Origin of the sequence: Desulfosporosinus nitroreducens (assembly GCF_023897015.1) — a bacterium.
Taxonomy (GTDB): domain Bacteria; phylum Bacillota; class Desulfitobacteriia; order Desulfitobacteriales; family Desulfitobacteriaceae; genus Desulfosporosinus; species Desulfosporosinus nitroreducens.
Genome location: NZ_JAMHFY010000021.1, coordinates 76,947 through 90,788 on the forward strand (window position 1 = coordinate 76,947; position 13,842 = coordinate 90,788).

17 protein-coding genes and 1 pseudogene are annotated in these 13,842 nt (G+C 40.7%); 4 read left to right on the forward strand and 14 right to left on the reverse strand.

From position 1 onward, the window contains the following. Positions 1–67 precede the first annotated feature (67 nt). Together M8E35_RS19430 and M8E35_RS19435 are read right to left on the reverse strand one after the other, a co-directional pair. Positions 68–730 carry a response regulator transcription factor gene (locus tag M8E35_RS19430; RefSeq protein WP_252471442.1) on the reverse strand — a complete coding sequence of 221 codons (663 nt, stop codon included), beginning with the start codon at positions 728–730 and terminating at the stop codon, positions 68–70. After that, a complete protein-coding gene (locus M8E35_RS19435; protein WP_252471445.1) occupies positions 702–1,871 on the reverse strand; it encodes a sensor histidine kinase in 1,170 nt (389 codons plus the stop codon). Before M8E35_RS19435 ends, M8E35_RS19430 begins: the two co-directional genes overlap by 29 nt. 202 nt (positions 1,872–2,073) lie before the next feature. On the opposite strand from M8E35_RS19435, the gene M8E35_RS27015 reads away from it, so the two are divergent. Next, the gene (locus tag M8E35_RS27015; RefSeq protein ID WP_366946838.1) at positions 2,074–2,163 is read left to right on the forward strand and encodes an IS3 family transposase; all 90 of its coding nucleotides are present in this window, start codon (positions 2,074–2,076) and stop codon (positions 2,161–2,163) included. Positions 2,164–2,277: 114 nt separating this feature from the next. Beyond that, the gene (locus tag M8E35_RS19440; RefSeq protein WP_252471447.1) at positions 2,278–2,523 is read left to right on the forward strand and encodes a hypothetical protein; all 246 of its coding nucleotides are present in this window, start codon (positions 2,278–2,280) and stop codon (positions 2,521–2,523) included. Between the two features lie 53 nt (positions 2,524–2,576). On the opposite strand, the gene M8E35_RS19445 is transcribed toward M8E35_RS19440, so the two are convergent. The 3 genes from M8E35_RS19445 to M8E35_RS19455 all read right to left on the reverse strand — a co-directional run bounded on the left by M8E35_RS19445 (position 2,577) and on the right by M8E35_RS19455 (position 5,261). Beyond that, positions 2,577–2,924, reverse strand: coding sequence for a reverse transcriptase family protein (locus tag M8E35_RS19445; protein ID WP_252471449.1), 348 nt, complete (start codon positions 2,922–2,924; stop codon positions 2,577–2,579). 776 nt (positions 2,925–3,700) lie between these two features. Then, positions 3,701–4,108 (reverse strand): 2-hydroxymuconate tautomerase family protein, encoded by a 408-nt coding sequence (locus M8E35_RS19450; RefSeq protein WP_252471452.1) that lies wholly within the window; start codon positions 4,106–4,108, stop codon positions 3,701–3,703. 1,003 nt (positions 4,109–5,111) lie between these two features. Then, on the reverse strand, positions 5,112–5,261 hold the full coding sequence (locus M8E35_RS19455) for a hypothetical protein (protein ID WP_252471455.1): 150 nt from the start codon (positions 5,259–5,261) through the stop codon (positions 5,112–5,114). Between the two features lie 111 nt (positions 5,262–5,372). On the opposite strand from M8E35_RS19455, the gene M8E35_RS19460 reads away from it, so the two are divergent. Both M8E35_RS19460 and M8E35_RS19465 read left to right on the forward strand, forming a co-directional pair. Continuing rightward, positions 5,373–5,576: a hypothetical protein gene (locus tag M8E35_RS19460; RefSeq protein ID WP_252471457.1), complete on the forward strand. Its 204-nt coding sequence runs from the start codon at positions 5,373–5,375 to the stop codon at positions 5,574–5,576. A gap of 5 nt (positions 5,577–5,581) precedes the next feature. Beyond that, entirely contained in the window at positions 5,582–5,947 is a 366-nt protein-coding gene (locus M8E35_RS19465) for a type II toxin-antitoxin system PemK/MazF family toxin (RefSeq protein WP_252471460.1), read from the forward strand. A 215-nt stretch (positions 5,948–6,162) separates the two neighbouring features. Here M8E35_RS19465 and M8E35_RS19470 read toward each other — a convergent pair whose 3' ends face one another. The 9 genes and pseudogenes from M8E35_RS19470 to M8E35_RS19510 all read right to left on the reverse strand — a co-directional run bounded on the left by M8E35_RS19470 (position 6,163) and on the right by M8E35_RS19510 (position 13,513). Next, the gene (locus M8E35_RS19470) at positions 6,163–6,351 is read right to left on the reverse strand and encodes a hypothetical protein (protein WP_252471479.1); all 189 of its coding nucleotides are present in this window, start codon (positions 6,349–6,351) and stop codon (positions 6,163–6,165) included. Positions 6,352–6,525: 174 nt separating this feature from the next. Further along, positions 6,526–6,927 (reverse strand): annotated as a pseudogene (locus M8E35_RS19475) (class I SAM-dependent methyltransferase); the annotation flags it as partial. Between the two features lie 669 nt (positions 6,928–7,596). Further along, positions 7,597–7,764, reverse strand: coding sequence for a hypothetical protein (locus tag M8E35_RS19480; RefSeq protein WP_252471463.1), 168 nt, complete (start codon positions 7,762–7,764; stop codon positions 7,597–7,599). 256 nt (positions 7,765–8,020) lie between these two features. Further along, complete coding sequence (locus tag M8E35_RS19485; protein ID WP_252471465.1) at positions 8,021–8,476, reverse strand: hypothetical protein; 456 nt, start codon at positions 8,474–8,476, stop codon at positions 8,021–8,023. A gap of 188 nt (positions 8,477–8,664) precedes the next feature. Then, positions 8,665–9,189: a hypothetical protein gene (locus tag M8E35_RS19490; RefSeq protein ID WP_252471467.1), complete on the reverse strand. Its 525-nt coding sequence runs from the start codon at positions 9,187–9,189 to the stop codon at positions 8,665–8,667. Positions 9,190–10,185: 996 nt separating this feature from the next. Further along, positions 10,186–10,638, reverse strand: a complete 453-nt coding sequence (locus M8E35_RS19495; RefSeq protein WP_252471469.1) for a hypothetical protein — start codon at positions 10,636–10,638, stop codon at positions 10,186–10,188. Positions 10,639–11,072: 434 nt separating this feature from the next. Further along, positions 11,073–11,270 (reverse strand): hypothetical protein, encoded by a 198-nt coding sequence (locus M8E35_RS19500; protein ID WP_252471471.1) that lies wholly within the window; start codon positions 11,268–11,270, stop codon positions 11,073–11,075. A 508-nt stretch (positions 11,271–11,778) separates the two neighbouring features. Next, on the reverse strand, positions 11,779–12,408 hold the full coding sequence (locus tag M8E35_RS19505) for an HAD-IA family hydrolase (protein ID WP_252471473.1): 630 nt from the start codon (positions 12,406–12,408) through the stop codon (positions 11,779–11,781). Positions 12,409–13,210: 802 nt separating this feature from the next. Next, positions 13,211–13,513, reverse strand: coding sequence for a hypothetical protein (locus tag M8E35_RS19510; protein WP_252471475.1), 303 nt, complete (start codon positions 13,511–13,513; stop codon positions 13,211–13,213). Positions 13,514–13,842 lie beyond the last annotated feature (329 nt).

Here is a 13,842-nt window from a genome sequence, read left to right on the forward strand (position 1 = left end):
AAATCCCTCATCTTTATTCTAAAAGATGAGGGAGTCATTGCACATCATACCCCAGACATGGTTTTCTCTATCTTAAGTCATGTATTTTTTGAGCAAGTAACGCCAGTTGGGTCCTGTCCCTGGCCCCGATTTTGGCCAACAGGTTGCTTACATGATTTTTCACAGTACCTTCGACAATAAACAGCGCAGAAGATATTTCAATATTGGAAAAACCCCTGCCGATCAACCCGAAGACTTCCTTCTCCCGGTTGGTCAGTTGAGAAATATCATTCTCAGGCAGATGCTCCACGGCAGCCTTCCTATCCTTGTCTGATATCTTGGAGAGAACTTTTTGGGCCACATCCGGATGCAGGCAAACTCCACCGTCATGAACAACCCGGATGATCTTACACAGTTTCTCGGGCTGCATATCTTTAAGCAAAAAACCCTTGGCACCGTTTTGTAATCCTTCGATGATCAGCATGTCCTCGTTGAAAGTTGTCAGAATCAGCACCTTGGTATCCAAAAAGAGCCTGGTGATTTCTCCGGTAGCCACAATGCCGTTCATCACAGGCATACGTGCATCCATCAGGACTATATCGGGAATATTTTGCTCAAAAAAATCCAACGCCTCTTGCCCATTGTGACAAACACCTACAACTTCAAAATCCTCTTCGAAATGCAGAATAGTATTCAATCCTTCACAGACGATGTGCTGGTCATCAACAATAAGAATTTTTATCTTCTTCATTTCTTACCCTCCGTCTGCCTATATACCCGTTAATTTTAAAACCTTTTCCCCTCTGCGAATGAAAAGAAATGACGCCGCCAAGTTCGGCGATTCTTTCCTTCATACCCTTTAAGCCGTTACCCGCTTCAATCTTATTTGTTCCGGCTCCATTATCGCAATAGGAAAAAGACACCGCTTCCTTGTTGCCTGAAATACAAATTTGTACACGGTCAGCATTGGTGTGACGCAAGGCATTGGTGATGGCTTCCTGAAATATCCGATACAAATTGAAATCTTCTTTACTTGATAAGCACAGATCCTGGGGCTTCATATCAATTTCTATCTGCAAACCGGTTAAATCCTGTACCTCGCAGGCCATTTTGTTAAGACGGGAAATTAACTCGAATTCGAAATATGATTCCCTTTTTTCTGAAACCAGTTCCCTAACTGAGTTAAGAGCTGTCCGAGAAACTTGAAGAGCTTTGTCCCAGTGGCTCTTTGCGACTTCTGGATCATGGTTCATAAGCCTTTTACCCGCTTCGAGTGTCAAAATCAGGCCGGTGAGATCATGGCCAAGGCTATCGTGGATTTCGCCCGCGATTCGTCGCCGTTCAGCTTCGGAGGCTAACTTTTCACTCAAGACCATGCTTTCGTTCAGTTGAAGGTTGACGTATTCAAGTTCTTTTGTCAGTTTTTCATAGGCCAGCCTTTGTTCCCTTTGTCTTCTTTCACTTTGAACCAGTATAAACACAAATCCGTACAGCATTATTTCGGCAACCCCGAGTAATTGCATCTGACCCGTTTCCCTAAATTCAAATAGTGCAAAAGATCCCACACTGACTATTGTTGCAAGAATAGCGTAAATAATGAAGAAAGGCTTCGGTAATATAGCTGTCCCTTCTATAAGGTAAATCATAAAAAGTTTATCGAAGCCGGCACTTTTTGGAAACAGAGAAATAAGGACAGCCAAAATTAAATCCAGCAGCAAAGTAATCATATTCACTTTTGCATTTGAATATCTGTAAAAACTTCGCCAAAAGCCACTGGCTAAAATAGCAAGCGCAATTGCCATCAACGGAAAGCTAAGCGGGGTTTTTTGCAATACTCTAATTAAAAACCAAGAATATAAAATGATTTTTGTGCCGGTTAACCAAATAAACATGATTCAACCTCAAAGAAAGATATTTTCTTTCCCACAACTCAATCCTACACTTAACAATCATTTCTATTTCGGGACACTGAATTCCTCTATTTTTCACATTCCCCACCAACTACGCACTCCTATAAGTCATATACATAAATATAGAACGTTGAATTAGCAGTTCGTCAAAAAGTCTATGTAAATAGCTTGAGCTAACGAGCTAATTGATCAATATAATGATTTTTATAATAATGAGCGTATACAACTAAAAAGCGGCATGAAACCGGTTGAATACCGAACTTATGCCGCATAAAGGTCCTCTTTTATAGGTGTCTACTTGACAGAGGTAACTTTATCGCAGAGGTCTTTTCTCATACCTTTCTACTTTAGCACCTGCTAAATTTTATCTAGGAGACTCCTAAGCAAAATGTTTCCAAAAAGCAGTATTAGAATGCGTGGGAATGGGAAATTACGGCGTCACGGTAGAGATACCGGTTACCCGGCACCCCCCGCACAGATCCCGGCTTGCGGAATTACCGCACCGGGCTCCTCAAGAGTATTCGCTTCCATATTCAAGCTTTTAGTTAAACTCAAGTTTCATCTGGGTCTGGCTAGTTTCTATTATCCTTGGGGTAAGTACACGGTACCGTTTCAGTATCCTTTTGAACTCTAACCATTCGAAGCTCCGCCTTTGGCTCCTTCTGTTGAGCCATTTATACAGCATTTTCATTGCCTGTTCAAGGGCCTGGTTTTCCCCTCCCCTTTGGGTATATCTACCCGACGCACCAGTTTCGCCCGATATCTTTTCTTTACCAATTGCATCGCTAGGTCAGCTAGGTTTCGTTCAAGATCCCCGGCAAATTCTTTAGCAGTTATTTTATCGACTCCTGCTGCGGCTTTCTTGTTGTTATTTCTCCATGCTTCTGCTAGCGCATTGTAATTGAGCAACCGGTAAAGGTTTTGAAATCGGTACTTCTTGAGTCTACTTGCCTTCTGTTCTATTCCCTGCAGGGAGGTTCGCATCGATAGTTCCGATCCTACATGTCCGGTTGATGTTTCCTTTGCAAGTTGCATACTCTTGTTAACCCCTTCCCCATGTAGCCGGCTTTCCCGTCCTCGGAGTACTATGAGTTAATCCGACTCCCTGCTGGTCGTCAGCCTTCCTCTTTTTCGATTGGTAAGACTTACCGGTCTTTGCCGGAACCGACAGGGTCTCCCAAGTTCCTGATACTTCTCTCCATACATGCCATGTTCTCTGACCCCGACAGGCCCTCCGGAATCTCACCTTTAGTGATTCCTTTGTCTTGACTTCCGTGACGTTAAACACGTGGTCACCTGCACTTTGTTCGTTTCCGAACCCCCAATAACGGGGCTGAATATGCTTCAGGAGTTACGGTCCTCCCTGTGGCCTATATGGTTCTCTGTGTACACTTCACCTTACTGTTACCAGCTTCGGCGCAACACTCGATATGGGTGGTTGGTTAGACCTTACCCAACAAGGACTTTCACCTTGCAAGAGGTATCAAACTTCTTGGCGTACTAACGTTCTGGGTGTTCCCGTAGCGTCATATTACATTCATATTGGCTAAGTTACGGGAACACCTTGTTATACGGAGCCGTACGCCCCCCAGAGCGCGCATGCACAGCCGACCCGCTCCTCACACTTATTATTATAAGAATAAGCGGAAGCCTGGATAAAAGATGCGAATGTATATAACTGGAAGCTGCAAATTATTGAATAGTAGTAGTCCTATTCGAGTTTAAATGTATAGGACGTTCGTTAATTGGGTCTTTAGCGAAGGTAAGTTTAACTATACTTTTGAACCACGTGGAAAGTATCATATAGCTAATTATTGTTCCATTTTTCCACGGTCTGTCATTGATAGACCATCAAATCCCCATCCATCAGAATTTAATTCGTCAATTATAAAGTAATTAGTTTCATCACTATTACCTAGAACTCCTAACATTAGATCCTTTGTTGCTTTCATCATCCGTGCCATCTCATCAGCATTGGTCGTTCCTTTAGAGACCTTAATATTTACAAATGAAACAATTCTTTTATCAAGAGAGGTATCTTCTAACGTTTTTCCACCAATTGCCCAGTTGTCTCTTGCAAACTCATCTAGAGTTATTACAGTTAAATTCCTCTCCCTTCCCATAATATTAACAATTAGATCAGTAATCCCTTCTATAAGTTTTTTCTTTTGTTCTAATGATACTTGTCCTTTTACTAATTTTAGATTTACAAACGGCATTCTTACTCCTCCATTCGAAACATTCTAATACGTAGGCTAGTATATCTAAAATATATATTCAAACGAACATAGCCAAATCCTTTTTTAAGTCCTATAAGTGACATTATCTTATTCGATGAACAATTTTTCTCTTAAATCCCACATCTGTTTGTAATGCTATTGCTTCGCTAAACTCCCATTTGAAGAACGGTTTAAGCTGTTTACATCAAAATAAAGGCCAATGAGCTAAGGAGCCTCAGATTCGCAGGATTATCCATACACCCGTAACAATTGACTTGGAAATTAACTTACAGGAATGCTACTAATGCGAAATAGCTTATAAATTTATACTGTAAGAAAATAGACCCATGAGCCCGACCCATTGCGTACAGTTTCGCAGTCACGGTAGACGCGCCGGTTACCCGGCGCACCCCGCACAGATCTCGGCGTGCGGAACTACCGCACCGGGCTCTTCAGATATGCTCGCTTCCGTAATCGGTTATGCACTTCAGATGCATAACTTTCTTGCTATTCTCCGCAGAGAGGTTTGCACCATTTTTTTCCGATCCTACATGTCCGGTAGGTGTTTCCTTTGCAGACTACGCATACCCGTTAACCCCTTCCCCATGTGGCCGGCTTTCCCGTCCTCAGAGTACTATGAGTTAATCCGAATTCCTATGTGCATTGGCCGTCCTCTTTTTCGATTGGATAGACCTACCTGCTGTTTTTAGCAGGAGCAACAGGAGTCCTCCCAAGTTCCTGATACTTCTCTCCATACATGCTACGTTCTCTGACCCCGACAGATCCTCCGAAACCTTGCCTTTAGACGGTTTCTTTGCTTGGGCTTCCGTGACGTTAAACACGTTGCCATCTGTTCTTTGTCTGTTTCCAGACCCTCTATGACGGGGCTGAATATGCTTCAGGAGTTACGGTTCTCCCTGTGGCCTATATAGTTCTCTGTGGACGCTTCGCCTTACTGTTACCAGTTTCGACTCAACACTCGATATGGGTGGTTGGCTAGACCTTACCCAGCAAGGACTTTCACCTTGTAAGAAGTACCAAGCTTTGCTTGGCGCACTAACGTCCCGAGGGTTTGCGACGCGTCCCAACCGCTTTCATCTATACAAAGTGTCGCAAACCCTCTGTTAGACGGAGTGTCCAGCTTTTTACGCATACTTTCACTAAACCTCTTTATTATATACCATATGATTCCATTTTGGCATCTTCTAAGTGGTAAGAAATGGGCATACTACTTATTGAATGAAAGTTTAGAAGGTGATATGATATGGACAAAGAAGAGAATAATGAGGAAAATAAGGAGGGGGAAAATTTGAGCGCCGTTGCCAAAGAACAAGGCTATAAAAAACTATCTCTAACCCCCGAAAAATTACAAAAAATCACGATCAAACCGGTAGCAATTAAGAATGGAAAACTATTATTTGATAGAAATAATAAGGATCATCGTTACATTGTCGAAGGGGAATATTAAATACAATGTACCAATTTACTTTAGGTGAGATTTTCTGGTTTGAAGTTGGGTATAAAGATATTCCTAATGAATCAAAGATCAGACCTGCTGTTATTGTGTACGAAGAGAATGACGAATTATTGATCTTAGTTGCAACTACATCTGTACCGCCACATGATCCGCCAAAATACTTCGATCAATTTAAAATACCAGTTCTCAATTTGCGTAAAGTTGGGTTATCGAAACCTTCCTGGGTCCAAAGCTTAAAATTGATTCATCTAACACGAACCCAGTTGCGCGATTTAGTTAAAGAAGATGATTTCATTGGGCGCATGTCTGAACTGGACTTCAATTATTTATTGAGTGAAATCGAACGAATACATAATGATTGATAGATCTCCTTCACGGGGTCTTTTTTCGTTATATCCACATTCAAGACGAGACGGAATAGAAATACGTGGGAATGGACATTTCGCCTAACGTCCTGAGGGTTTGCGACGTCGGGTTATTACATTCATATTCTCTCCGATGTTGCAAACCCTTTGTTATACGACGTATGACGAGTGCCCCTTGATTCAGAGCGGCCACGGATGGCCGCCCCCCAGATCTATCTTTTTGATGCAACGAAAACTATGTCTGCAAAATCATTTACTACTAACGCTTCTGGGTCTTTTTTGATCCTATATTCCATCATTTCTAGCCCGCGGTGATATTCTGCATCGCTAATTAAGGTAAGAGCAGAAATATCCCTGTTATAGACATGATCCATAAACTCAGCTAACCTATTAGCCTTCATTACAAACTCCATGCGAACATTAACGTCGAAACCCCTATTCAACAACTCATTAAATATCAAATCTTTTGGCCAGAATCGTTTGAGATCCTCAAAATACGCGGATGGAAAAAATTCATAGATCCACCAATGCCTCATGTCATGAACCGAAATGTTATGTATCTTGAGAACTCCCTTTTTCTTTAATACTCTGACCACTTCGTCTAAAACATCAGACTTTTGGCAAAAGTGGTGGAATGCATAATTGTTGACAACAAAATTAAAGTAGCTCTAATCATATGGAAGCTCTTCGGCCAAACCATTTGTAAACCTGCAGCTAGAGATTTTGCTTTTAGCTTTATGTAACATTTCTTCTGACGCATCCAACCCATGCCATTCAATAATAGAGTCCTGAAAATAATTAATCTGATTAAGTAAATAGATGCCTGTCCCACAGGCTAAATCAAGAACATTTATAATTGGGGCCGTACAACTATCAATATAACCCTTTAAGTCTTTATCGGGTTTAATCCCTTGACGATACTTATTCTTGTCATAATTTTCGACGATGTTTTTGTAATCAGTTTTCTTCATCAGCATTACTCCTTATCTTGCCCGCCAAGGATGGCGGGCTCCGCACTCGTCATATGTCGTATAACGTTCAGCCGTTCCCGAAGCGTCATACAGCATTCATATATTCTAAGTTTCGGGAACGGCGTGTTCTACGACGTATAGTGCCCCCATACTCAGACAGCGCCATGGACGGCGCTGCCTTGAATTCCACCCGCAATGCCTCTGATACGTAAAATATAAAGATTGCGTATTTTTTAGATTACTTCGAATTGCTTATTGCGAAGAGTTTCATTTAAAAACTAAATCTGAGTATACAATGGAATGGTCAATCCAATCGCCGGACTGAGAACTCAACATTCCATGTTCAATATCACCCCAAGTAACAGTATTATCATCTACCAGAACATAATAAGTGTACTCGGAAAAAATAGCGGTTGTACTGTTGGGCCGTCCTTCATATTTCACTAGATATTTATATTCTTTTGAAATCAGCCTACCATCCTCAACACCCTCAATGATATATTTTTTTCCATCAAAGCTCAAATCCTTAATATAAAGAACAGGATACTCATCTCTTATTTCTTCATAATACTCCTCTGAATATTGTGAAGGTTCACCAAGTGTATAATAAAATGCTAATCTGACAGTCGAAGATTTACCATTGTCTGTTGCTGTAATAAAATCGTCCCATGCAGACTAACCATAAGTAATATCACCATCTTCAAAAACAACGCAGTTATCGGACTTTGCATCATCTAGATTATAATTATCTGGTAGCTGAATTAAAGAAACGTTTGCCGCATTCTTTGAGCAAGCTGTTAATAAAAAGATAAGCACCAGTAAAACAATTACTGATTTTCTCATTTGATTACACCTCACCTAATATAAATAATATTTAGTCACTAAATTTCTGTTTAGCCTATTCTCTTTAAGTAAACAATTTCCTACTACTGCGAAGAAATACTGCAAATTCTTTTCGTACGCGCCAAGGATGGCGCGCCTTTCGCACGATATGTCGTAGAACGTCCCGAGGGTTTGCGACGCGTCCCAACTGCTTGCATCTTTGCAAAGTGTCGCAAAACCTTTGTTATGTGTTGTGGCAACGCCCTCAAATGAAAACCTAATTTAATATTTCCCCGCTTTGCCCAAAATGGTTTATATCTTTTACTTGATCAATATAACCCTTTATCTCGTACTGGAGTCTACGTTGATCCACTTTGTTAGTATCGAAAACTGACGGTATGAACGCATTTAGAGTAACCTCTTCTCCAGGACGAATGTCTATCTTATTTCCATCTGCTTCAACTTTGGCTTTATTCGATACATGACTGTTATTTCCATTCTTTACAGAATAACTAACATATACGGTATTATGTTTAATCAATAAAGAGCTTCCATTTTTCAGCGTAATAATATAGTTTATTCCATCTCGTAATTCCTGTTTTGAAACAACCTCTAATTTAATTTTATCCATCTCTTCCCAAATTGGAATTGAGCTTTTACTAGAACAACCGATGATTACAAAACTTATACTACTCAGAATGATAAGAACAAAAATAATGATTCTCTTGCTCATAAAAAACCCCCTATTAAATTACTTTAAATATAATCTTTCACAAACAAGATACTCCAAAGTAATACACCGATATTGCCATTACACATAACGTCCCGAGGGTTTGCGACGTCGGGTTACTACATTCATATTCTCACCGATGTCGCTAAACCCTCTGTTATATGAAGCCGCGGTTTAGCACGACCAAAATTCTATTCCTGTTTGTCTACTGTAATTTTATTTTTTTGCCTGATTACTGTTGATTTCTTGACTAGACTTACTAGATCTAAATGTGTATTTAACCGAGATTGTATAGAAACCTCAATCGCCTCCGGGCTATTCTTCCAAAGGATCGGATATTTTCTTTTTATAAAACTAATCAAGGCCTCTTTTTCTTTCGCATTAGGAACAACCAGCGCTTTAGGAATTGTCACGGGTTCCTCTCTTTTGCTTAATTCCTCTGCTGTCGCTAGTCCAAAATGGGATATATTATAAAACTTACTTACTCTTTCCTCTAAAGTTAGAATATACTGACCGTGCTCATCAAGTTGAATTCTGTCAAACCCAACATGGATTAACCGCCAAGGCTTTCTGTTTTTAACCTCATAAAATAATTCAACCACTAGGACTGACTCATTCGCTAACTCTGGTGCTGCTTTATAGTCTGAGCCCTTTGAAGCTGGGATTGGGCACACCTCGCCTTTTCCGCTTATAAAAAGAAATTTGATTCCGCTCAAAACTCTTCACCCTATTCCAATGATTTCAGTAGAAGCCCGAAGTTCCAATCGCGTTTGGTTCTTATACTATACTTCCACCCCTGATATTATCCCACATTTTAACATAATGCTTAGCGGTTTCATAGTCACGGTAGACGCGCCGGTTACCCGGCGCACCCCGCACAGATCCCGGCGTGCGGAACTACCGCACCGGGCTCTTCAGATATGCTCGCTTCCGTAATCGGTTATGCACTTCAGATGCATAACTTTCTTGCTATTCTCCGCAGAGAGGTTTGCACCATTTTTTTCCGATCCTACATGTCCGGTAGGTGTTTCCTTTGCAGACTACGCATACCCGTTAACCCCTTCCCCATGTGGCCGGCTTTCCCGTCCTCAGAGTACTATGAGTTAATCCGAATTCCTATGTGCATTGGCCGTCCTCTTTTTCGATTGGATAGACCTACCTGCTGTTTTTAGCAGGAGCAACAGGAGTCCTCCCAAGTTCCTGATACTTCTCTCCATACATGCCACGTTCTCTGACCCCGACAGATCCTCCGAAACCTTGCCTTTAGACGGTTTCTTTGCTTGGGCTTCCGTGACGTTAAACACGTTGCCATCTGTTCTTTGTCTGTTTCCAGACCCTCTATGACGGGGCTGAATATGCTTCAGGAGTTACGGTTCTCCCTGTGGCCTATATAGTTCTCTGTGTACGCTTCGCCTTACTGTTACCAGTTTCGACGCAACACTCGATATGGGTGGTTGGCTAGACCTTACCCAGCAAGGACTTTCACCTTGTAAGAAGTACCAAGCTTTGCTTGGCGCACTAACGTCTCGAGGGTTTGCGACGTCGGTTTACTACATTCATATTCTCTCCGATGTCGCAAACCCTCTGTTAGACGCTGTCGGCGGCCCCAGAGTCTGACACAAACCTTAAGAACTCTTGAGCTACAATTTCATCATAAACTTCATAGAAATTATGATGGAAGAGAATCAATATCCTTTTCATATCTGGAGAAATTAAATCGTATCCCTTACCATTAACGATAAATTCTCTTCCTCTATAAACTGAATCAAATCCTCTTCAATGGATAATCTAAAAGCCTTTGTCTCTTCATCATCAATCTGCTCGTTATAAAAACTCTCAGAAAAAAGTATATAAAAGCTATATCCTAAGCTTTTAAGGTAGTCTCTAAACTTAGTTATTACTGCTTTAGGTTCCTTATCAAAAGCATCTGATGCAAGTTCCCTATCGAAATGACCAATTTTATAACCTAAGAGATATCTTAAGTTCTCCCCCTCAATATCTGAAAGAATACCAGGAACAGGTGGTAGCAATGTTATACATTGTTTACCGAGGCATTGGATAATTACATCTCTGCCAAAAGAACTCTGTGAAGGCTTAATTCTGATCCCATACAAGAACAATGTAAACTCTCTCATCAAATCGTTAACTTGTAATACTTGCTTCATACCGTCCCCCTAACCGAATCCTCGCCGATTGCGCCTAACGTTCCGGGCATTCACGATGCGTCATACTACCTTCATCTTTGCCAGTTTCGTGAATGCCGTGTTAAGTGATGCCACACCTTCGAAGCCCGACCAAGGAAAAGTCCATTGGTAATAAGGCGCGGGAAAATTGATTTAGACTCGTCGAAGATAGATTTTAATTATTACTCGGCTACTTGGAACAGGTTTGCCATGGGCCTCTAATTTATTATTTCGTGGCAGATTTTTCTGGGCCTTCCCTTTTGGGGAATATAATTTGAGCTCTATCTACGAGAACTTTAGTCGGACAGTTTTAGTTCGCAATTGGGGCACACTTTTTCCTTAACTGGCACCAAAATACCACAGCCAGGACATTGTTCTTCAGTATTGGGATCAAGATCCGATTCGCGTGGAACCTGCTAACCTTCAACATGTTCATTTTTCCCCACCGCTAAATACTCCTTGATATTACGAACATCCGATTGTAGACCTTCGATAGTTTGGTTCATTTGTTCAAGCCAACCTTTGAGATAGCGCAAATGAGAATTGTTAATCGCAAAGACAATCACAAGGTATAAAACCAAAATATTCAATGCCCATAGTAAGACCCACTCCATAAGATCCTCCTTACGCTAACCTACTCTTAATAGACCAACCACAATTAGATTTAACCCATAACCCCTACCCCGATATGTGGTTTCACTTAACGGACGGGTGTTCCCGTAGCGTCCCAACCACATTCATCATCCTCTAGTTACGGTAACATTGTGTTAGCTGGCGCGGAGATCTCCCCAAATTGACTACCTCATAGGAATACACCAAACTGACTGCCCCAGCAAATTCGTTACTGGCCAATGTCATAAAATAGAGTACTCCAGATCTTACGCCACAGTGACAGCGAAAAATTTATCTTTCTTCGGGATCGGAATATCCATGAACTAGTCCCCTGGCCCTTGGAACTATAAATATGATACATCCAACCCGAGCGTAATCAGTATAATGTTATATCATCTATCATTCCCAGTGTCAGCTAACGTCCCGCGTATTCCCGAAGTCTGGTTATTACTTTCATATTTTCTCAGATTTAGGGAATACGCTGTTATCTGATGTTTTCGCCCCCAAATACTACTTAAACAAATTATCGAGTTTATGAGCTAGTTCTTTGAACCCATGAACTACAAGACCTTGATATCCGGGATCAACAGTACTACTTCTGTTGAAAAGAATAGTGTTAAACCCTAGCTCCGATGCCTGTTGGAGGTTTTTTATTCGGTCGTCTACCAGAACACACTCTGATGGTTTGGCACCCAGTGTATCTAATAGGCAATCGTATATCCCTTTGTCCGGTTTCCTAAATCCAACTTCACCACTGATGACTGAGTACTCGAAGAAGTCGCAAATCTTAAACCGATTGCGTAAATATAAAGACCACTCCATTACATCATTCGATAAAATGGCCAATGAATACAGTTGGACAAGTTCCTTCGCAACCTCGTTGAAGTCCGGGTCTAAGGTTATGTAAGTATCTAAATACTCCGACTCAATTTTTGGCAAATAACCGCCCAATCCAACCTCATTCCAAAAATCCACAGCACTGAGTAATCCTAAACTCGACTTGATGTAAAGCTCATTGACTCTCTCAACCGAAATTTGATTGTTTCTCTCCAGTATAAAGGGTATAAGTAAATTGTTTGTGTCATCGCCTTCTTCGAAGACTACACCCATAGCATCAAGTATGACCCAATTTTTCTTCATTTTCCCTCCCAAATACGAAAATGTCAGATAACGTGTTGGGGTTAACGCAGCGTCCCAACCACATGCATATAGGCAAAGTTGCGTTTGACCCCGTGTTATCAGAAGTCCGTCGGAAATGCCAAGACAAACTACGGAACATTCGTCTCTACCCAGGCAACCGAATGAGTGACCTTTCCACTTCAAATACCTTTAAGATAAAAATGTATCGGTGGTCATGCGAAACTAATACGAAGCTAGTATCAAACCCCGAAAAAGCAAAACATGCATCTTGCTCAAACAACCTACATAACTAAAATGGAACATTCATCTATGCTCTAGCACATTACGAATTACCTTCCTTTTCAAACAACATAAGATGTGAAGGTGTTCTATTAAAATATAAACGAAGCTTGCATAATGCCCAAACAAAACGAAACATGCATTTCTCTCTAAAACCGACCTTCTGTACCATGGAGCCCGCCGGCTTTTCCCAAATTCGGATCCGGATCCGAATTTGAGGGCAGCTCCATAACGTTAACTATGTAAATGTCAAACATCGATCACTGCCTCTCCCTACCCTCCATTGAGCAACAGCGAAACATATTTCTACATTTCTTCTATTTAACCCATATCCAGAATCAATCAAACCACGCTAGGATTTCTGATAACGTTTAAGAATTTGCGCCGCGTCATACCTCTTTCATATTAGCTAAGTGGCGCTAAATTCTGTGTTATATGAAGCCACACGCTCAAATTTTATCTGTAAATTATTCCCTTAGCTATGATAAAATGACAAATAATTGTATTTTCTGTTACGATAATATTAATCATTTAATGAAATTTCTTTTTTAACCTTATTAATTAAGAAGTCAATAAGGAATCCAATAATAAACCAGAACAATAAAGTAATACCGGTTTCAAAGAACGGATTATTTAAGATGTAGTAGTATTTACTACTAATATCATTTATTCGAATGTCATTACCTATAAAAGGGAACAGCAAATCTATAATTAGAAAAGATGGACGACTTATTAGCCAAAGGAATAGTCCAAAAAACTCAGGGCTTCCAATATGAGTTAACAAAGAGATCACTAAAGTGGTAATAACGAAAATTTTCTTAAACATAACTACCTCCCCTTTTAATGTGACCTACTTTTTGAGACGTTCCCCAGAGAAGTTCTAAAAAAACCCAAAATAAGTTCTCCGAGATGTGGTTTCATATAACGTCTCGAGGGTTTGCGACGTCGGTTTACTACATTCATATTCTCTCCGATGTCGCAAACCCTCTGTTGTACTAAACCGCTGCGCGGTGGCTTCTTTTAGCTCCAATTCTATATCCATGATATCATCTTTACTGGATAATTCTAGTTATTCAGAAAGGATGATTTTTTATGTCTCTCAAATCCCAAGCTCTATCATCTCATCTTCAAACCATGAAGTTCGAGATGGAACTA

What these genes read in the sequence shown, in the direction of transcription:
- M8E35_RS19500 (WP_252471471.1), bottom strand. Translation starts at nt 11,270, where the DNA reads ATGGAGTGGGTCTTACTATGGGCATTGAATATTTTGGTTTTATACCTT.
- M8E35_RS19450 (WP_252471452.1), bottom strand. Translation starts at nt 4,108, where the DNA reads ATGCCGTTTGTAAATCTAAAATTAGTAAAAGGACAAGTATCATTAGAA.
- M8E35_RS19435 (WP_252471445.1), bottom strand. Translation starts at nt 1,871, where the DNA reads ATGTTTATTTGGTTAACCGGCACAAAAATCATTTTATATTCTTGGTTT.
- M8E35_RS19465 (WP_252471460.1), top strand. Translation starts at nt 5,582, where the DNA reads ATGTACCAATTTACTTTAGGTGAGATTTTCTGGTTTGAAGTTGGGTAT.
- M8E35_RS19470 (WP_252471479.1), bottom strand. Translation starts at nt 6,351, where the DNA reads ATGAAGGCTAATAGGTTAGCTGAGTTTATGGATCATGTCTATAACAGG.
- M8E35_RS19455 (WP_252471455.1), bottom strand. Translation starts at nt 5,261, where the DNA reads ATGCGTAAAAAGCTGGACACTCCGTCTAACAGAGGGTTTGCGACACTT.
- M8E35_RS19480 (WP_252471463.1), bottom strand. Translation starts at nt 7,764, where the DNA reads ATGAGAAAATCAGTAATTGTTTTACTGGTGCTTATCTTTTTATTAACA.
- M8E35_RS19430 (WP_252471442.1), bottom strand. Translation starts at nt 730, where the DNA reads ATGAAGAAGATAAAAATTCTTATTGTTGATGACCAGCACATCGTCTGT.
- M8E35_RS19510 (WP_252471475.1), bottom strand. Translation starts at nt 13,513, where the DNA reads ATGTTTAAGAAAATTTTCGTTATTACCACTTTAGTGATCTCTTTGTTA.
- M8E35_RS19460 (WP_252471457.1), top strand. Translation starts at nt 5,373, where the DNA reads ATGGACAAAGAAGAGAATAATGAGGAAAATAAGGAGGGGGAAAATTTG.
- M8E35_RS19505 (WP_252471473.1), bottom strand. Translation starts at nt 12,408, where the DNA reads ATGAAGAAAAATTGGGTCATACTTGATGCTATGGGTGTAGTCTTCGAA.
- M8E35_RS19495 (WP_252471469.1), bottom strand. Translation starts at nt 10,638, where the DNA reads ATGAAGCAAGTATTACAAGTTAACGATTTGATGAGAGAGTTTACATTG.
- M8E35_RS19445 (WP_252471449.1), bottom strand. Translation starts at nt 2,924, where the DNA reads ATGCAACTTGCAAAGGAAACATCAACCGGACATGTAGGATCGGAACTA.
- M8E35_RS19440 (WP_252471447.1), top strand. Translation starts at nt 2,278, where the DNA reads ATGTTTCCAAAAAGCAGTATTAGAATGCGTGGGAATGGGAAATTACGG.
- M8E35_RS19485 (WP_252471465.1), bottom strand. Translation starts at nt 8,476, where the DNA reads ATGAGCAAGAGAATCATTATTTTTGTTCTTATCATTCTGAGTAGTATA.